This window comes from Yaniella soli (genome assembly GCF_054782375.1).
This window is the reverse complement of record NZ_BAAGSP010000008.1, coordinates 18,853-36,324: the sequence shown is the minus strand read 5'-3', so window position 1 is coordinate 36,324 and position 17,472 is coordinate 18,853. Positions and strand designations below refer to the sequence as shown.

At 59.1% G+C, this 17,472-nt stretch carries 18 protein-coding genes; 7 read left to right on the top strand and 11 right to left on the bottom strand.

From position 1 onward, the window contains the following. Positions 1-8: 8 nt before the first annotated feature. Positions 9-908, bottom strand: coding sequence for a LysR substrate-binding domain-containing protein (locus ACYVJT_RS05975; protein WP_343955960.1), 900 nt, complete (start codon positions 906-908; stop codon positions 9-11). 127 nt (positions 909-1,035) lie between these two features. Here ACYVJT_RS05975 and ACYVJT_RS05970 point away from each other — a divergent pair, with 127 nt between their 5' ends. After that, the gene (locus ACYVJT_RS05970) at positions 1,036-1,476 is read left to right on the top strand and encodes an acyl-CoA thioesterase (RefSeq protein ID WP_343955959.1); all 441 of its coding nucleotides are present in this window, start codon (positions 1,036-1,038) and stop codon (positions 1,474-1,476) included. Between the two features lie 41 nt (positions 1,477-1,517). Beyond that, positions 1,518-2,396 carry an acyl-CoA dehydrogenase family protein gene (locus ACYVJT_RS05965; protein ID WP_343955958.1) on the top strand — a complete coding sequence of 293 codons (879 nt, stop codon included), beginning with the start codon at positions 1,518-1,520 and terminating at the stop codon, positions 2,394-2,396. Here ACYVJT_RS05965 and ACYVJT_RS05960 read toward each other — a convergent pair. Continuing rightward, positions 2,376-3,701 (bottom strand): ISL3-like element ISPfr2 family transposase, encoded by a 1,326-nt coding sequence (locus tag ACYVJT_RS05960; protein ID WP_343955957.1) that lies wholly within the window; start codon positions 3,699-3,701, stop codon positions 2,376-2,378. The genes ACYVJT_RS05965 and ACYVJT_RS05960 overlap by 21 nt on opposite strands. A 639-nt stretch (positions 3,702-4,340) precedes the next feature. Then, positions 4,341-4,652 carry a putative quinol monooxygenase gene (locus ACYVJT_RS05955; RefSeq protein ID WP_270106395.1) on the bottom strand — a complete coding sequence of 104 codons (312 nt, stop codon included), beginning with the start codon at positions 4,650-4,652 and terminating at the stop codon, positions 4,341-4,343. A gap of 107 nt (positions 4,653-4,759) precedes the next feature. Here ACYVJT_RS05955 and ACYVJT_RS05950 point away from each other — a divergent pair, with 107 nt between their 5' ends. After that, on the top strand, positions 4,760-5,701 hold the full coding sequence (locus ACYVJT_RS05950; RefSeq protein ID WP_343955956.1) for a GlxA family transcriptional regulator: 942 nt from the start codon (positions 4,760-4,762) through the stop codon (positions 5,699-5,701). 345 nt (positions 5,702-6,046) lie between these two features. Further along, positions 6,047-6,460 carry an acyl-CoA dehydrogenase family protein gene (locus ACYVJT_RS05945; protein ID WP_343956037.1) on the top strand — a complete coding sequence of 138 codons (414 nt, stop codon included), beginning with the start codon at positions 6,047-6,049 and terminating at the stop codon, positions 6,458-6,460. Here the strand turns inward: ACYVJT_RS05945 and ACYVJT_RS05940 are convergent, their stop codons facing one another. The 4 genes from ACYVJT_RS05940 to ACYVJT_RS05925 all read right to left on the bottom strand — a co-directional run bounded on the left by ACYVJT_RS05940 (position 6,461) and on the right by ACYVJT_RS05925 (position 11,831). Further along, complete coding sequence (locus tag ACYVJT_RS05940) at positions 6,461-7,636, bottom strand: MalY/PatB family protein (RefSeq protein ID WP_343955955.1); 1,176 nt, start codon at positions 7,634-7,636, stop codon at positions 6,461-6,463. Positions 7,637-7,706: 70 nt separating this feature from the next. Continuing rightward, on the bottom strand, positions 7,707-8,393 hold the full coding sequence (locus ACYVJT_RS05935) for a DNA alkylation repair protein (RefSeq protein WP_343955954.1): 687 nt from the start codon (positions 8,391-8,393) through the stop codon (positions 7,707-7,709). Between the two features lie 54 nt (positions 8,394-8,447). Continuing rightward, on the bottom strand, positions 8,448-10,433 hold the full coding sequence (locus ACYVJT_RS05930) for a VWA domain-containing protein (protein ID WP_343955953.1): 1,986 nt from the start codon (positions 10,431-10,433) through the stop codon (positions 8,448-8,450). Between the two features lie 9 nt (positions 10,434-10,442). Continuing rightward, positions 10,443-11,831 carry a sigma 54-interacting transcriptional regulator gene (locus tag ACYVJT_RS05925; protein WP_343955952.1) on the bottom strand — a complete coding sequence of 463 codons (1,389 nt, stop codon included), beginning with the start codon at positions 11,829-11,831 and terminating at the stop codon, positions 10,443-10,445. 74 nt (positions 11,832-11,905) lie between these two features. Here ACYVJT_RS05925 and ACYVJT_RS05920 point away from each other — a divergent pair, with 74 nt between their 5' ends. Then, on the top strand, positions 11,906-12,559 hold the full coding sequence (locus ACYVJT_RS05920; RefSeq protein ID WP_343955951.1) for a histidine phosphatase family protein: 654 nt from the start codon (positions 11,906-11,908) through the stop codon (positions 12,557-12,559). A gap of 14 nt (positions 12,560-12,573) precedes the next feature. Then, the gene (locus ACYVJT_RS05915) at positions 12,574-13,311 is read left to right on the top strand and encodes an SCO1664 family protein (RefSeq protein ID WP_343955950.1); all 738 of its coding nucleotides are present in this window, start codon (positions 12,574-12,576) and stop codon (positions 13,309-13,311) included. A gap of 45 nt (positions 13,312-13,356) precedes the next feature. Here ACYVJT_RS05915 and ACYVJT_RS05910 read toward each other — a convergent pair whose 3' ends face one another. The 3 genes from ACYVJT_RS05910 to ACYVJT_RS05900 all read right to left on the bottom strand — a co-directional run bounded on the left by ACYVJT_RS05910 (position 13,357) and on the right by ACYVJT_RS05900 (position 15,857). Beyond that, positions 13,357-13,620: a ribbon-helix-helix domain-containing protein gene (locus ACYVJT_RS05910; RefSeq protein WP_343955949.1), complete on the bottom strand. Its 264-nt coding sequence runs from the start codon at positions 13,618-13,620 to the stop codon at positions 13,357-13,359. 427 nt (positions 13,621-14,047) lie between these two features. Further along, entirely contained in the window at positions 14,048-14,563 is a 516-nt protein-coding gene (locus ACYVJT_RS05905; protein ID WP_343956036.1) for a TetR/AcrR family transcriptional regulator, read from the bottom strand. Positions 14,564-15,104: 541 nt separating this feature from the next. Beyond that, on the bottom strand, positions 15,105-15,857 hold the full coding sequence (locus tag ACYVJT_RS05900; protein ID WP_499418211.1) for a C39 family peptidase: 753 nt from the start codon (positions 15,855-15,857) through the stop codon (positions 15,105-15,107). Between the two features lie 457 nt (positions 15,858-16,314). Here ACYVJT_RS05900 and ACYVJT_RS05895 point away from each other — a divergent pair, with 457 nt between their 5' ends. Next, positions 16,315-16,650: a type II toxin-antitoxin system HicB family antitoxin gene (locus ACYVJT_RS05895; protein ID WP_343955947.1), complete on the top strand. Its 336-nt coding sequence runs from the start codon at positions 16,315-16,317 to the stop codon at positions 16,648-16,650. Between the two features lie 177 nt (positions 16,651-16,827). Here ACYVJT_RS05895 and ACYVJT_RS05890 read toward each other — a convergent pair whose 3' ends face one another. Next, the gene (locus tag ACYVJT_RS05890) at positions 16,828-17,289 is read right to left on the bottom strand and encodes a C39 family peptidase (RefSeq protein WP_425579842.1); all 462 of its coding nucleotides are present in this window, start codon (positions 17,287-17,289) and stop codon (positions 16,828-16,830) included. Positions 17,290-17,472 lie beyond the last annotated feature (183 nt).

Sequence of the window (17,472 nt, the reverse complement as noted above, 5' to 3'; positions counted from 1 at the left end):
CCCTCATACTATTCGGGCACCGGAAATAGCTCTTTTGCGATATTGACGGCTGCGTTGACCGCAAGGGTCATGTTGTCCTTTCGCCAGATCAGCCGCACCTCAAGTGGCGGGTTTGGCGAATCGGCGATCCTCTTGAACTTCACACCAGGATCGGGCAGGTTCTCTCTGACAGAACTCACCGTAATCGCACAACCGCTCTCAACCCCGACGAGCACCATCAGTGCCCAGGAATCGGGTGCGGTTTGCGTAATGCGAGGAACAAACCCCGATGCCATTGCCAAGTTTTTCAGTCTGTTCTGCAAGGCGGAGCCGGAGCCAACCGGAAGTGAAACCCACGAGTCCTCGGCAAGGTCTTTCATGGAGACCTCTTCGGCATCCGCCAATCGATGAGACGGAGGCAGCGCCACGATGACATCTTCGACCGCTATCACGTGAGAATCTAGGTCTGCGGGCAGGAAATCCCACCGGCCAATTGCCAGATCCAAGTCCTTATCTAATACATTTTGCAAGCCGTCCGGTGAGAACATGGACGATTGGACATCAAGGCTGATGCCCGGTTTTTCCTCTCGCAGCCGGCGGAAGATGTCACCAATCGAGCGATATGTCGACGCTCCGGCAAACCCCATCCGAATGTGGCCCACTTTTCCGTTCATCGTGTTCTCCACAGTGCGGATCGCATCGTGTGACGCCGTCACCAGATTGCGGGCCGGCTCAATCAGCGCCTTACCGATTGATGTCAACTCCACATTTCGGGTACTACGGATAAACAGTTCCGTACCGAGCTGCCGTTCGAGTTGTTTGATCATTCGACTTAACGGTGGCTGCGCTATCCGCAACCGGTCTGCGGCTGGACCGAAATGCAGTTCCTCAGCCACTGCGAGGAACGTTTCTGCTTGCTTGACTTCCATCAGCGGCACCATTCATGAGAATTTGATATCAAAAATACGGCCAGTAAGTATTGGACAGTGATCAATCTACCTGATTATATGAACTCAGAATGAATGAACTATCCGCTCACACAGAAGATGGCGACTCGTGTCGAACTTTACAGAAATCCAAGCCATTGCGACGCCGATTGATGTGCAATTGCGCTGGTCGGACCAAGATATTAACGGGCATATCAATAACGTCCGTATCCTTACGCTTGTCGAAGAGGCACGCATCCTCGCCACGCAGCAGTGGACCGATACCACTCCGGGACAGAGCGGTCCGAAACGCGTGACCCGTGCGATGAATGCAAGCTTCGAGCGTGAAGTGCAATATGGCCCAGAGACTACCGTATGGGCTTGGATTACCCACATTGGTAGCTCCTCATTTACGTTCGGTCAGTTACTGACACAGCATGGCCAACCGTGTGTGTATGCCGAAGCCACCATGGTCGTGCTCGATGACGAGACAGGGAAGCCGAAACCGCATGACGAGGCGTTTCGTTGGGTACTTGAAACACACGCCGGGCCAGGGTTTTCAGCAGAATAACCCATACCTTTTATATTCATAGACCGCGAGAGGGCACCGTTTTGGAAACGAACGACCTTATTGACCATCCAGACTTTTTTATGCTTGATAGTGATCTGAGTGAAAAGGAAATCGCGTTGCGCGACAAGATCCGTGCGTTTGGCCTCGAGCATGTGCGCCCAGTGATTAATGACCATTGGGAGCGTGCGGAATTCCCATATGAAATCCTGCCGGCGCTCAAAGAAATCGGCATAGTTGGCAGCTTCGTGCAGGGATACGGTGCCCCTGGTTTTTCGCGCCGTGAGGCGGGCCTGTTGTCGCGTGAACTGGGACGCATCGACGGTTCGATCTGTACGTTCCTCGGTGTGCATGCCAACCTGTGTATGGGATCAATCTTCCTACTGGGCAATGAAGAACAACGCCAACGCTGGCTGCCCGACATGACGGCACTCGACAAAACTGGCGCGTTTGCGCTGACCGAACCGAACCATGGTTCTGACTCCGTGGCCTTGGAAACGTCGGCTCGGCGCGACGGTGATTCCTGGGTCCTGAACGGCCACAAGCGTTGGATTGGCAACGGCCATGCAGCAGACGTGACCGTGGTCTACGCACGCGATGAGGCTGATGGTGAAGTCAAGGCATTCGTTATCGAAAAAGAGGACGGAGAGTTCCCTGATGGGTACACGCCAGAGGTGATCGAAGGGAAAGTTGGCAAACGCTCAATTCTGCAAGCCGACATCACGATCGACAACGTGCGTGTATCCAATGAGAACCAGTTGGAATTTGGTCAGTCGTTCAAGGACGTGAATCGGGTGCTGCAGGCAACCCGCGGCGGAGCCTCCTGGGAAGCGCTGGGCCATGCGATGGCTGCCTTTGAGCATGCTTCACGGTACGCCTTGAATCGCGAACAGTTTGGTGGCTCATCCCAATCGGGGGTGTAGGAGTTGGGGTCTGAAGCCGCCGGTCTCGAGCAGGCTTCGGGCGATGTAGTTGGTCAGGTTGCGGAACCCGAGTGCGGAGCCGCGCAGGTGTTCGAGGCGTCCGTTGAGCGCCTCGGTCGGCCCGTTGCTGGTGCCGGGTCGTTCGAAGTAGGCGAGCACGTCAGCGGCTCGCTTCTTCAGGGTCCGTCCCAGGGTGGTGAGCTCGGTGAGCACCTTGGGGACGCCGGCGCTGAGGTCGGTGATCAGCTTCTCCATGAGCTCGCGGCCACGTTGCCGGTCCTCGTGGCGATAGGCGGCGATCATGCGCTGGTAGACACCCCAGGCCGCCTCGACCTCGACGTGAGCGTCATCAACGAACAGCGCGCGTAGCCTGTCGCTCTGCTTGTCGGTGAGCAGGTCCGCGCCGGTGTGCAGCGTGCGCCGCGACTTGTAGAGCGGGTCGTCCCTGAACCCACGGTGCCCGTGGATCGCGAGTTGGACCCGGCGCCGGCACCTGTCGAGGGCGTCACCGGCCAGGCGCACGACGTGGAAGGGATCCATCACCGTGACCGCGTCCGGGATCTCCTCTGCAGCGGCGGTCCTGAACCCGGTGAAGCCGTCCATCGCGACCACCTCGACCGCGTCACGGAAGGCGTCGTCGCGGTCGGCGAGCCAGGTCTTGAACGCCGCCTTCGACCGGCCCTCGACCATGTCCAGCAGCCTTGCTGGGCCGGCGCCATCGCGGGCCGGGGTGAGGTCGATGATCACGGTGACGTACTTGTCGCCACGCCTGGTGTGGCGCCAGACGTGCTCATCGACGCCAATGACCTTCACGCCCTCAAACCGCGTGGGGTCGTTGATCAGCAGCCGCTTGCCTTCAACTAGGACCGCGTTGTTGGCGGTGTCCCACGCGACCCCGAGTCCCTCGGCGACACGGGCGACGGTGAGGTGTGCGACCACGATCCCTTCCAGCGCCCACCGCAGCCCGGTGCGCGAGAGCTTCGCGCGTGGCTCCGCCGCGGCGCTGGTGTCTTGGCGCCACACGTGTCCGCAGTCTGCACAGCGGTAGCGGCGCACTACAACTTCCAGCACGGTCGGTCGCCAGCCCAGCGGCTCGTGGGCCAACCGCCGGATCACGGTGTCACGAGCAGCGCCTTCGCTGCCGCACCGTCGGCACCACTGATCTGGTTCCACCACGCGGCACGCGAGGACCGCACGATCCGGTTCAAGTCGTTGTCCGGTCACGCTCAGACCGAGGCCGTCGAGTCGAGCGAAGGCGGTCAGGTCAGGGCGGCCGAAGCCGGCCGGCGGGGTAGCGTCGGACACGTCGAGGTCTTTCGGATAGATGGCGTAGGAACCTCCGTCGTCGGGAGACCTCGACGTCTACCTGCGGACCGACACGCCCGGCCGACCTACACCGTCATCTGATGAAGACCCCTGAAACGTCTTCGACGACGACGGGACCGGTGAGGAGGAGGGCGCGGTGAGCTAAAGGAATGGAACTTGCTCGGCTTCGACGCCGCCGCAAGCTCCGGTGAAACGGTCGGTACTGGTCGGTCGTCGTCGGTCACCACCTGATGGCGGCGTCCCCCACGCTCGGCGTTTGCGCAGGTCAGCGGCTCGTTCGCCCCGTGGGCGCATCAAGCGATAGACGCAAAGCCGACGTGATTAGGTCGTCGGTTCGATTCCGACAGGCGGCTCCGGCGAACAGCCCCTGGCCTGCGGAAACGCAGGGCAGGGGCTGTTCGTGTTCGGTTCTGGTGGTCGCGCGATGCGCTGGCCTCACGGCTCTGCCCGGCACCGACGTCGCTCTCCTCTGCGACGGACCCCTCGCCGGCTGAGCGCTCACGGCCGGCATCCTGTCCGTGTGCCGATAGGCCTCGCACCGCTCGGCAACGCAGCATGGCGTTGCGTCGCGACCTGGCGACGGCTCGGCGGGGCGCGAGCGTCTCGTGCGTTGGCGGACTACGGGAGCTTGGACGCGAGGACGTCGGCCGCCAGGATCTCGGGTGCTGCGCTGAGGAGGTGCTGGTTGGCCGTCAGGGCTGCGACGATGGCGCCGTTGGCGTGGGCGTCGCGAGCGGCCTCGTCGGGGAATGCATCGAAGATCCAGAAGGTGTCGGCGTGGGTCCTAACCGCGAACCAGACAATCGTTCCTACTTCTTCGTTGGCGAGCGCGACAGCGCCGGCGAGCAGATCGGCAAGCGCGTCGTGCTGTCCATCGGCCGCGACGATCTTGGCGACGAAAGCATACGGAAGTGATGCGGGTGTTGACATGAGGGACTCTCCTTGAGGTCGGGGTTCTTAGTGGGACGAGTTCAGCCTATGACGAGCGAGGGCCGGTGGGAAGTGGCGTATACGGCAGTTATGCTATTCTTTACGTCATGCGTATCGGACTGATCGCGATCGACGGCTGCTTCGGTTCGGCTATCGCGTCGATCATCGACATCTTGCGGGTGGCCGACGGAGCCCGCGGCGATGTCGACCCGCGGATCGACCCGATCGAACTCGCCATCCTCGGACCGAAACGGCGAGTGACCACGACGGCATCGATGACCCTGTCGGTGGACCACCCGCTGTCGGAGTCCGGAGAGTTCGACGTGGTCGTCGTCCCTGCGCTTGGAACCCTTACGGCCGCCGCTACCAACGACGCCCTCCAGAGCCGAGATGCTCGTTCGGTCATCGCCTCGCTCGGGCGCCTCGACGAGGCGACCACCCGGATCGCCGCGGCGTGCACCGGCGTGTTCGCTGTCGCCGAGACCGGACGGATGCATCATCGGCGGGCGACGACCAGCTGGTTCCTGGGGCCGGAGTTCCTGAAGCGCTATCCGACCGTCGCCCTCGATCTCGACACCATGGTCGTGGTCGACGGGAACCTCGTCACCGCCGGCGCCGCGTTCGCCCACATCGACCTCGCGCTCTCACTCGTGCGATCGATCAGCCCCGACCTGGCCCAACATGTCGCCAAGCTCCTCATCATCGACGAGCGCCCGTCGCAGGCGGCCTTCGTCGCCTACGAACATCTCCGGCACGAGGACCCGATCGTCGTCGAGTTCGAACGCTTCGTGCGCGCCCGCCTGGACGAACCATTCAACGTCGCCTTCGTCGCGCAGTCGCTCGGCACCAGCCGGCGCACCCTCGAACGACGAGTCCGGGCGGCGCTCAACCTCACTCCGCTCGGCTTCGTCCAACGGCTTCGCATCGAACGAGCTCGGCACCTCTCAGTAACCACGGACCTCACCTCCGCCGAGATCGCGCTACGAGTCGGCTACGCGAACGCCGAGACTCTGCGCTCCCTCCTGCGTAGGGAGCGACGCCGTTCCTGACCTATCGTCATGCCTGTAGCCGGTGTGCTAGTGCTCGACTGGAACCACCTCTCAGCACGTCGCGTCGACGCTCCTGCGTCGCCCGTGGACGACCCAGTCGACACGCCCGCAGCACAAGCCATGTGACGTGTCCCGGCTTCCCGGACGGTCGGGGTTGGGTGGCTGTGATGTCGCTGCGTTCTCGTCGAGAGCATCAGCAGACCCGATCAGAGTCGATTGGGATAAGACGCGAAGGCGGTCAGGTCAGGGCGGCCGAAGCCGGCCGGCGGGGTAGCGTCGGACACGTCGAGGTCTTTCGGATAGATGGCGTAGGAACCTCCATCGTCGGGAGACCTCGACGTCTACCTGCGGACCGACGCGCCCGGCCGACCTACACCCTCATCTGGGAAGAGCCAGTTTGGTGCACCGCTTGGTCATTACCAGCTCGTGCAGGAAAAACTGGCAACGATGTTGGCCGATGTGACCACCATGCAGCTGATGTGCATGCGCTTGGCCGAGCTGCAAGCCCGTGGGGAAGACAACCAAACGATTGCCTCCATGGTCAAGATGACCACGTCACGCAAGGCGTTGGCAGTGTGTCGTGAAGCCCGCGACATGATGGGCGGTAACGGTCTGCTGCTAGAAAACCACGTGGCCCGTCACCTGACTGATATGGAAGTCATTTCGACCTATGAGGGCACCGATTCGATGCAGGCTCTCATCGTTGGTCGGGCGATCACTGGTAAATCAGCGTTCACCACGAACCGTCGCGAGCGGTAGTCACCGTGGCGGCCAGGCTGTTCCCATCGCAGTGACGATCCGTTCGAGTCGTTCGGCAGAGGTCCCCATGTTGAGGCGAGCACAGCTTGCGCCAACGGCGCCGAACGCAGTTCCCGGGTTGAGCGCAACGCGGGCTTCGCGCAGAAAATAGGTCGATGGTTCCTCGGTGAGCGCGGTTTCGCTGAAATCTAGCCATGCCAGAAAGCTTGCCTGAGGCGGATGAAATGTCACACCGGGTACATGCTCGGCAAGTAGGGCCGTCAGTCTTTGACTTTGTGCTGCGAAGTGGTCACGAACTGTATCGAGCCAGTCTCGAGAACGGCCGAAGGCGGCTTCAGCCGCCAAGATGCCCCAGAAGCCACTATCGGTCAGCGTGGATTTCGGATCGAGCTCGTGTGGCCAAGGGCCGGTCGCGGAGCGTACTGCAATGCCGCATTTTAACCCTGCGAAATTCCAGGATTTGGTAGCGGTGTGCAGCGCGATCCCGGTTTTCCGTGCAGCATCCGACACGGTCAACCAGTGCGCATACTCGACGCCTGGGTGCACCAGTGGCGCGTGAATTTCATCCGAGAGGACCACGGCGTCGTACTGATCGGCCAGCTCTGCTAGTTGGCTCAGCTCCTGTTCGGAAAAGACGCGACCCAGCGGGTTATGCGGGTTACACAACAAAATGACCCGGGTACCGGCTTTCAAACCGGCTTCGATCCCGTCGAAATCAAAGAAACCTCCGTTGGACAGGTCGGTCAGTGGCACTTCGACTGGCTCGACACCACTGCCCGAAAGCCAATCGTAGAAGCGGTTATAGACCGGAGGCATAATCATTACCCGGCCGTCTGCCCCGGCATAGTGTCGCATCAGTTTGCTAGCAATCGTCGCCGCATCGACGTGAACGCTGACGTGCTCGGGTTCCACAGACCAATTCCAATATTGCCGGGCAAAATCCGAAAACGCTGTGATGAGGCCTTCGGCGGAGCCCGGGTAGCCGGCGTCGTGGCGTGCTAGCGCTGACTGCAGTGCTTCCGTGATAGCAGGCGCCAAGTGTACGTCCATCTCAGCGACCCACGCGGGCAGGACGTCAGGATCGACGTTTGACCACTTGAGGCTTGCACGAGCACGCAGATGTTTATCTGATATATCAAACAGTTCGAGAGCTGTCGGCTGTGATGTATTCGTCATAAACACCACGATAGAGGTCGGCTGCAGAGAACGCGAGGGTTTTTGCTCGAAATATTGCCCAGTCTGCTGTTCAGGCTTGTTGGCGTGAGACCATCTCGTTGATCCATTCTGGTGCATAGGGTGAGGTGCAGTTCGGGGGAGTGGGATAGTCCTTCAGGACGGCTAACCGCTCACCAATCTTCAGGGCTCGGGCGCGATACTCAGACTGGTGGATGCCGATGGTGGCCAAGCACTCGTTCATCGCCCACTGCAGTTGCTTCGGAGCCTGTGGCATTTCGGTTTCGATAGTGTCGAGCAACCCCTCCAAATCAAGATTGTCGACATTCTTGGCCACCGCATGACTGGTCAGTGTCCAGCCTGCACTGGCGACCACTTCGTCGGGGTCGCTCATCCACTGGATCCGTCGGGTTTCCGACTCCGGGTTCTTCTTCAGAGCGTAGCTGACGAACCAGTCGTGCACTTTTGGCACGCGCGCTTCACGCAGCATCGTATTGAGTTGCTCGGCGCTGTACTTTTTCGGACTATTGATGAGCAGTGCGACCAGGCGTGCTTGAGTATCGCCGGTATCCCACAGTTCGGCGGCGAACTCGTGTTGGGTCTTCAACCGTTTGGCAATGGCACGGAGTTTCGAAAGGTTGACGCCAATATCGTTGCCACGGCGTTCGTTGACCGCTCTGGCTTGTGGATCCTCAAGATCTGCCAGCTCGGCGAGTACTTCATTGACACTGGTTTCTGGTGGTGGGGTGCGTTGTGCCATTGGTTCTCTGATCCTCCCATGAGTGTTGGTTCAAGGTTAGCGTCATCGAGTTGGTTAGAAGGACGACGGGAAATGCGGGTCCCGGGAGTGGAGGAATTCACCGATGACGGCCGCACCCAGGTCCGCTACGTCCGGAGAGACTACTTTGCCGCCCACGCGATTGGCCATGGCATCGAGAAATTGCTCCAGACCGGGGTCGTCTCCCAAGCGGAAGAACGTGACCTCGGCCTTCAACCGTCTCGTGCGGTCGAGCTCGGCCACGGTGGTGTGCAAGGTCTCGGGCATGGGCGGGTATGAGAACCAGGATTCGCCGTGTGCCATGAGGTGAGCTGTGGGTTCACCATCGGTGACGACTAACAGTACCGGTTGCATGGACGGATGCTTACGGAAGAACCGGGTGGCAAGGAGGAGCCCGTGGTGCAGGTTGGTGCCCTGTTCGTACATCGGAGCCATAGTTGTCAGCTCATCAATGTGGACCGGGTTGGCATAGCGGCCGAAGTTGATCAGCTGGAGTTCATCGCCGCGGAACCGAGTCGAGATCAGCTGATGCAGGGCTAACGCGGTGCGCTTCATCGGTAGCCAACGGCCTTCAGCAGCCATCGAGAACGAGGTATCAACCAATAAGGCCACCGCGGCCTGGGTTCGTGCTTCGGTTTCTTGTAGTTCGACGTCTTCCACGCTTAGGCGCAGTCCCGACCGTGGGTCGTGCCCTTCTGAAACGGTCCGGGTGATGGCGTTGGTGATGGTGCGCGTGACGTTCCAAGGCTCCACGTCGCCAAATTGCCAGGCGCGGGTGCCTCCGGTCAGCTCACCGGCAGCTCCGGCATGCCGGGTATCACGCTGTCCTTGGCGACCCGAGAGCCGTCCGAGGTCTTTCAACAGCGTTTTGCCGAGTCGCCGGATCGCCTGCGGTGACAGGCGTAGGTCGCCCGTTGAGCCACGACGAAGCAGCCCAGAATCCCGCAGTGCTTGCTCGAGTTCGGCTAGGGCCCGTGCCGAGGCGGCGGCGTCGTCCCCGAGTTGACGGCCGAGCTTCTCAATATCAACATCAGACAGTGTGGAACCGGCATGGGACTGGGACAGCTGTTCGGCAAGCGCATCGAGTTCGGCGAGATCCTGCAGCGCACCGGTGCCGTCCCCGAGCCCTAAGCCCTGGTCACCCTCGAATTGCTCTGAACCGGTCCAATCTTCGTCCGGACGCAGACCCTGCAGATTCGCATCGAGCCGGCTGAGTTGGTCCATCAACTCGGGGGAACCGAATGCCTGATTCGACATCTCCGTCAGCTCTTGACGTTGCTCGGGGGTCATAGAGGCGAGCATTCGCTGGGCGGCAGCCGAGCGCTGGGCTAAAGTGTCGATGAGTTCTTCGATATTTTGCGGATTCTCAGGGAACTGGTCCCCGTGCCGGGCCATGAAATCATCGAAATCCTGCTGGGTATCGTCCCCGCGGGCGTGCTTATCCAATAGGTCATTGAGATCGTTGAGCATCTGGGAAATAGCCGCTCGATCCTCATCGGTGGCACTTTCTAATGCTTGTTTCATCCCGGCGAACCGTTGGTCGAGCATCTCGCGGCCAAGGAGGTCTTTGATCTGTTCGTATTTTTCTCGAGCGCCACTCGATTGCCAATCATAACCAGACAGTTCCGTCACGGCCGCTGCAGTCGAGTCGGGCAGATTCATCAACTGCATTTCCCGAAAGTCCCTGTCGGTGTCATCCATGCAGATATCCCTGGCCAGTTGCTTGCGCTCTTCCAACACCGCATCGTCGAGGAGCTCACGGACCTGTTCCAACGTGCCATCCAAGCGATGACGGCTCAACAAGTCACGGCGTTGCTTCTGGACTCGTCCGGCCAGTTCATCGAGCCCCGTCATACCGGGTCCGCCACGCTGCAAGTACTCGCGCATCGCCTGCTCGGTCGAGTATCCGGCCATCACGTCCTCGGAGATCTCATGGAGCGCTTCGGTGAGATCGATGGGTGGGGCCAATGGATCGGGTCCGCCGGTATAGCGGCCGTAGCGTGCAGACTTTCCGTGGCGCATGACGCCTCCTTAGCCGTAGACAGATTGCCCGTCTTCCGACACTTTCGATAATTCTTGAGCCAGATAGAGTCCCTCGAGCGCCAGCTCGATGGCACCGGTGCGCAATCCGGGGTCAGAACCTGCATTGAGCCGGGACGCGATCTCATCGTAGAGCCCCGGTTCCGCCACTTCTGGTAGCTCGGCTAAGAACTCTTGGGCTGTGATGTGTTCACCGGTGGTGATCGTCCGGCTGCCGTCAAATGCATCCACGAGCGCAGTGAAATCGATGCCGCCAAAATGCGCCCGGGCAGCTTGTGCGATGGACGTGCGCAACAAGTGCTGCAAGATCTGGTCTTCGCGGCCTTCCTCGCCGGATTCGAACTCGATTTTGCCACTCAAGACTTCAACGGCCGTATGGATGTCGGTCAGTCGGGCAACTGCTTTCTCATCATGGACTGTTGCGCGATGACGTGCCGCGGCGGCAATGGTCTCAGCACCCGCAATCGCAAACCGTGCTGAGACGCCGGAGGCTTGGTTAATCGCAGGGGAGTTTCGCAGGGCCCGGGTAAAACGGGCGAGGATCTCCAGCAGTACATCGGGCAGGTCGGCGCTGAGCTCAGCTTCTTGGCGAATGACCGCGATTTCGTCATCAATGTCGAGAGGGTAGTGGGTGCGGATCTCTGCCCCAAAGCGGTCTTTGAGCGGCGTGATAATCCGTCCGCGGTTGGTGTAATCCTCCGGGTTTGCGCTCGCGACCATCAACACATCTAGTGGCAGCCGTAGCACATAGCCTCGGATTTGGATGTCGCGTTCTTCCATGACGTTGAGCAGCGCGACCTGGATGCGCTCGGCTAAATCTGGCAGCTCGTTCAGCGCAACAATCCCGCGATTGGCACGTGGGACGAGTCCGTAGTGGATAGTTTCGGGGTCGCCCAGCCGCCGACCTTCAGCCACGCGCATCGGGTCCACATCGCCGATCAGATCTGCGACGGACGTGTCCGGCGTCGAGAGTTTTTCGACGTAGCGGTCGTCTCGGTGCAGCCAGGTGACCGGCAGTTCATCACCCTTGGCTTCGAGTAGGCGTTGAGATTCGGCAGTGATGGGTTCATAGGGGTGCTCGTGCAGTTCGGATCCGGCGATCATCGGGGTCCATTCATCGAGCAGGGTCGCAAGGGTGCGCAGCAAGCGGGTTTTGCCCTGGCCGCGTTCACCTAGTAGAACCACGTCGTGACCGGCGATTAGAGCACGTTCCACCTGCGGGAGTACGGTGCGTTCAAAACCGTGCAGACCGGGCCACGGATTGTCACCGGCCGCCAGGGCGGTCAGTAAATTGTCCTGTAACTCTTCGCGCACGGATTTTTGGACGTGCCCGGAAGCTCGTAATTGTGCCAGCGTATTGATCTCGTCAGAGGTAGTCACATTGCTCACGCTAGTCTGGTCGATCACAGGTGTCGAGGGGTTGGGGTATTGCCTGGTTGGGTAGGCTGGCAGTGATGAATACCGAACATGAGGCCCAGACCACGCTGGTTCTGCTGGTGCGACACGGTCAGACCCCGACCACCGGCAAGGTTCTGCCCGGCCGAGCGTCCGGCTTGTATCTGAGCGAGCACGGACACGACCAGGCTATCCGGGTTGCTGAACGGCTCGCGGTTTTGCCGGTCACCGCGGTGTATTCCTCATCGCTGGAACGCACCATGCAGACCGCGGCCCCCACGGCCGCACGAACGGGCGTGGACATCGTGGAGGAACCCCGCCTCATCGAAGGCGACTTCGGCGACTGGACCGGCGCGCAACTGAGCGATTTGATGAAACTGCCCGAATGGCGGACCGTGCAACAGCAGCCGGATCAATTCCGCTTCCCCAACGGCGAGAGCTTTGAAGAAATCCGAGACCGCATGGCAACCGTCCTTGATCAATTTCGCACGAAACATCCAGGTGGCACGGTCGTCTGTTTCTCGCATGCCGATCCTATTCGCGTTGCCGTGTCCGATGCCCTGGGCAGCCCGTTGAACAGCTTCCAGCGGATCAGCATTGAGCCGTGCTCCGTGTCAGCCATCGCCTACCCAACACAACCGGCAGACAGCGACCCGAGGGTACTGACCGTCAACTCCACCTTAGAATCACTGGCAGGATTACGCGCCTCATAGGAACGGTGACCACCATGATGCAGGATTCGCCAGTGCCTCCGCCCGACGAACAGTCACCTGCGCATCACGAAATACTGGCTGACGGCGAGATCGAATTGCTGGGGCAACTGGCCAACAGCAGCAATGAGACCTTCCTCGTCGAAATCACACACGACGATGAACAGTGCTGGGCAATCTATAAACCGGAGCTCGGGGAGCGCCCGCTGATGGATTTCGAACATGGCCTGTACCGGAGGGAACGTGCGACCTATTTATTGAGTGAAACGTTGGGGTGGCATATCGTCCCGACGACGGTGGTGCGTGACGACGGGCCGTTTGGTATTGGTTCACTGCAGCTGTTCATCGACCATGATCCTGCCGAGCATTTCTTCACGATGCTCGAGGACAAACCGGAGACGCACGATCAGCTGCGTCGACTGGCGGTGTTTGACTTGCTCATAAATAATGCCGACCGTAAGGCTGGTCATGTGCTCTATGACAGCGACGGCAGGCTCTGGGGTATCGATCACGGCCTGTGTTTTGCCGCTCCGTTGAAGCTGCGCACCGTGATCTGGGATTTTGCTGATGAAGAGATTGATGCTGAACTGCTCGACGATCTCGAACCACTGATGGATGAGGTTCCAGAAAGCATTGAGGAACAGCTGAGTTGGCGAGAAACCTCGGCGTTGCAGGATCGGGTCCGGCAACTGCTCTTTGCCCGGCACTATCCCGATGATCCCACCGGCATGCGCTTCCCCTGGCCGCTGGTGTGAAGCTCTGTTGCTGCCGTTGGAACGTATTATTTCTGTGAATGACCGCTACAACGCGTCAATCAATTCGCGCATGAGCTCCGATGGTGTGATGTGGCGTTGTTCGGCGATTTCGTTGAGCTTGGCGCGGCGGTTTGCGTCCAAACGTAGAGTGAACGGCTTCGCTTCAGCTCCAACACTGACTGGCCGACCTGGCACGGCTGGGCCAATATGATCGCCGGTGTAGCCTTGTTCAGATTCTGCCTCAGCAGCCCAGCGCTCAATGTCTTCATCAGTAAAAGTGGTGCCATTCGTTGCGGTGTATTTAGCCATTGTGATCACCTCCTGAGCCCAAGTTCGTTAAGTACTTTGGTCGTCGCGATCATTGCGTGAAATACGAGCCAACCATCCGGTTCGTCTTCAACGGCGACGAATTCTAACAAGCGACCCTGCCCATCTATGCCAACCCCAACCCACTGGATGGGGTCTGTATTCCTGCCACGGGAACTCAATGCTGTTTCAAACGCTGTGATAACGTCTTCATCACTGATCTCAGGACGCTTCGCAGGCACCCTCGGACGGACTCGAACCCGCAATTGATATACCCCTCAATATTTTCATACTACTTAGTGTAATACGAAACCCTTTTTATGTCGATCGGTATTCGCTTCCCCTGGCCGCTGGTGTAAGGGCCGATGTAGACCTATTTACCCTTTCGCGTCCGAGGCACGAGACAAATCTACGTGGCAACAAGAAGGGCTCAGTAGAGGTCGGCCACGAGATGCTCGGCAGCCTTCCGCGCCATTCTTGCACTGCCCTTTGATTGATCTAGGTGTGCCATGACATTCGCACCGTCATGCAGTTGGACCAGCTGACGTATCAAGTTTGAGGCGTCCGGGACATTGGCATTACGCAGCAACTCCTCTAACAGACGCGGCAGCCAGCTGCGGTCGTAATTGATGACTTCCCAGATTCCTTGGTGGTCAGGATACTCAGCTGCAGCGCTGACGAAGGGGCAACCACGAAAGTCTGGTTCTGAGGCGATCTCGTCCAGGACATCAAAAACGGCAAGAACGCGATCACCAACCGGCCGGGTGTTCCGCGCCTCAACTCCGGCCGTGACACGAGCCCTCGTCATGTCGCTGCGTCTGCGCAGATACGCGATGATGAGTTCTTCTTTTGTCCGGAAGTGGACATACATGGTGGATTTTGCGACGCCACTTTCGGCGACGATGCGGTCTATTCCCACAGCGTGTATGCCGTGCTGAGAGAACAGCCGGTCAGCTGTCTATAGTAGGCGCTGCCGGGCAGTCGGTCTGTCAGTAAAAGTCTCCACACCTCCAGTGTCGATCGCACAGAGCGAGTGAACAAGTTGTGGCCTATGTCATAAAGGTTTAGTGCTGATCGTACTGATCTGTTCGATGTGGGGAGTAAGGAACCAGTCTTCAGGTGTCACCGGACCAGAGTCACGGTTTGAGGAGCACAAATGGCCAGGAGATATTCGTCTGATGTGAACTCGGCGGTGTCGCAAAGTAACAGGCCGGAATCAGCCTCTCAGCCAGACGAGACGGCGTACGACAACCGCGGCATTCAACAGACGGTCACTATATTTTGGTCCCCGGAGTCAACTGTGGCTGATTGCACTCGTACTCGTACTGGCAATGGGGACGTGGTTTTCGGCTTCCGCGGTCACGCCGGCATTGATTAGGGAATGGCAGATCTCCGAGATGCAGGCCCTGTGGCTGACAGCATCTGTTCAAGCTGGCTTTGTGGTGGGAGCCGTAACGTCAGCGGTGCTCAATCTCTCAGGTAGGATTTCACCGCAAATCGTCGGGGGCTGGGCCTCTTTGGGCGCTACGTGAGGTGAGGCCAGGGCAGTCAGGGCTCCGCGGACGATAGTGCGCCACGAAGAAACCCCGCCATCGGTCAATGCGATCAGCTCGGTCCTCCTGATACGGGAACGCTGAGTGTGCAACGTCATTCGCTTTCTTGAGGATGACTTCATAAGGGCTGTTCGACGAGGCTCGAACCGGCTCATTCGGATCATAAATATAGAACTCCAGGTGTCCTGACGCATCGAACCGGTAGCCATAGCATACGACCTGATGGTTCTGGCCTTGAGCCTTCAAGCTCCTGCTGGTGGCACGGATCAATCCGAGCACGACTGGTTGCCCCCGATCAATCGATGCCACAACTTTCTGTTCTTCAACAGCGGTCTTCGCCAATATGGTGGCCGTTCGCTGACCGCTCCAGCGCAGATACCGCACACCGTCGTATAGCCCTCCCACCTTGGTGAGCATGCTGTGGAGCTGCCGAGTATAGGTATAGTCTGCCAGCGGGTGACCGTCCGGCGGCACGACAGAAGATAAAAAATCGCTTGATGTCACGGGCGGCACAAGCATTCGGAAGTGAAAAAAGTCCAGCGACGCGAACGCCATCCCACCGCACCTGCCGGACGTCGAAATCTCATACCTGCGGCCCACACGAGGCGGAATGCGCGCGCTCCAGACGTGGTTGACGAACGCGTTTGGGAAGCGAAACGCATAGTGTTCTGGTGCGTAGTCTGTCATGACCGCATCTTCACGAGGTCTATGGGCTTTCTCATCGCCAGCAGCATCTGAATGCAACTTGTGCTCCATCCCTCGAGGCGTATCGTAAGCCTACAGTTTCTTTTTCCAGTCTGGCATTTCCCCGTCATTGGTGCGCTCGACGACTTCCTTTGGGTTGCCAACCAGGTCCAGCATCAATGACGCGTCCGTCTACCAGGAAGGTAGGGGTCCGGGCCTGGGCTGTCATCGCTTTCATTGTCGATGTCTGAAGTCTTGCTAATCCAGTATCATTATTGATGCTATAAAACGGTGGTCAAGATTGAGAAACTCTTAGCGCAGATGCGGAACAGCCCGAGCGGCGTTCGATTCGCTGGCAGGGTGATCCGCGCGTCAACATTCAAAATGATCATGGTAAGGCCAAGGCATATCAGGTGCGATAAGTGTTAGCAGCGATCGACAAACTAGAAGGTGAACAGTCATGATGATGGTAAACGCAGAACACTACACCTACCGTGTGCGTTGGTCGGCTGAGGACGCAGCGTTCGTTGGTACTGTCGCAGAGCTCCCGTCTCTGTCGTGGGTCGCGGCCAAGCAAGACGATGCGTTTTCGGGTATCCGGGAGCTCGTTGCCGACGTGCTTGAGGACATGAAAACGAATGGAGAAGCACTGCCCGAGGCGATTGCAGACCGCTCTTACTCTGGCAAATTCATGGTTCGAGTCACCCCCGAGGCACACCGCCAACTCGCACTTGACGCGGCAGAACAGCAGGTTTCGCTCAACCGCCTGGCTGCGAACCGTCTCACCAGCGCATAGAGTAGGGCAGCGGTTCACTCTTCCTCCGCGTCCGCTCGTACAGCGCGGCAGGCCGCCGTCGCCGACCTGCAGAACTCTTCTTCACACTGCGGGGTCAGAAACCCGAAACACACGATCAACTGCCGCGCATAGCGTTGTTTGATCTGGTCATAAAAAAGGCTGCACTTAGACTATTTCTCACAGACCGTCTGTGCTGCAGACATTGATGACATCGAGGTTTGGCTGACGTGGGCGGTATCGCACAACGAAAAATCCACGCCACCTATCAGCCCGGTGGGGTCTGTTCACTTGATACGGGAATTCTGAGTCTTCGGCGTCAGCGACACACCTTAGGATCACTTCGTAAGGGGTATTCGATGAAGCTCGGGGCGGCTCATTCGGATCACAAATATAAAACTCGAGGGGTCCTGACGCATCGGACCGGTAGCCATAACAGACAACCTGGTGATTCCGGCCTTGAGCCTTCAAACTTCGATTCGTAGCTTGAATAAGGCCCAGCACGACGGGTTGTCCGCGATCGATTGACTCGACGACCTTTTGCACTTCGACGGAGGTCTTTGCGAGGACGGCGGCCGTTGAATACCCACTCCACTGGACATACCGAACCCCGTCGCGCAATCCGCCCACCTTGGTCAGCATGCTGTGCAACTGTCGAGTATAGATATAGTCCGTCAGCGGGTGACCATCCGGCGGTGTGTCCGCGAAAGAACGATCACTCGACGCCCGGCATGGGACAGGCGTTTCAAGGTGAAAAAAGTCCAACGATGCAAACGCCATCCCGCCGCACCTGCCGGCCGTTGAAATCTCGTATCTGCGTCCAAT

Bases quoted from the DNA above. Each gene is read 5' to 3' on its own strand.
- ACYVJT_RS05975 (WP_343955960.1), bottom strand. From the start codon at position 908: ATGGAAGTCAAGCAAGCAGAAACGTTCCTCGCAGTGGCTGAGGAACTG.
- ACYVJT_RS05955 (WP_270106395.1), bottom strand. From the start codon at position 4,652: ATGTCAACACCCGCATCACTTCCGTATGCTTTCGTCGCCAAGATCGTC.
- ACYVJT_RS05950 (WP_343955956.1), top strand. From the start codon at position 4,760: ATGCGTATCGGACTGATCGCGATCGACGGCTGCTTCGGTTCGGCTATC.
- ACYVJT_RS05940 (WP_343955955.1), bottom strand. From the start codon at position 7,636: ATGACGAATACATCACAGCCGACAGCTCTCGAACTGTTTGATATATCA.
- ACYVJT_RS05935 (WP_343955954.1), bottom strand. From the start codon at position 8,393: ATGGCACAACGCACCCCACCACCAGAAACCAGTGTCAATGAAGTACTC.
- ACYVJT_RS05930 (WP_343955953.1), bottom strand. From the start codon at position 10,433: ATGCGCCACGGAAAGTCTGCACGCTACGGCCGCTATACCGGCGGACCC.
- ACYVJT_RS05920 (WP_343955951.1), top strand. From the start codon at position 11,906: ATGAATACCGAACATGAGGCCCAGACCACGCTGGTTCTGCTGGTGCGA.
- ACYVJT_RS05915 (WP_343955950.1), top strand. From the start codon at position 12,574: ATGATGCAGGATTCGCCAGTGCCTCCGCCCGACGAACAGTCACCTGCG.
- ACYVJT_RS05910 (WP_343955949.1), bottom strand. From the start codon at position 13,620: ATGGCTAAATACACCGCAACGAATGGCACCACTTTTACTGATGAAGAC.
- ACYVJT_RS05900 (WP_499418211.1), bottom strand. From the start codon at position 15,857: ATGACAGACTACGCACCAGAACACTATGCGTTTCGCTTCCCAAACGCG.
- ACYVJT_RS05895 (WP_343955947.1), top strand. From the start codon at position 16,315: ATGATGATGGTAAACGCAGAACACTACACCTACCGTGTGCGTTGGTCG.
- ACYVJT_RS05890 (WP_425579842.1), bottom strand. From the start codon at position 17,289: ATGCTGACCAAGGTGGGCGGATTGCGCGACGGGGTTCGGTATGTCCAG.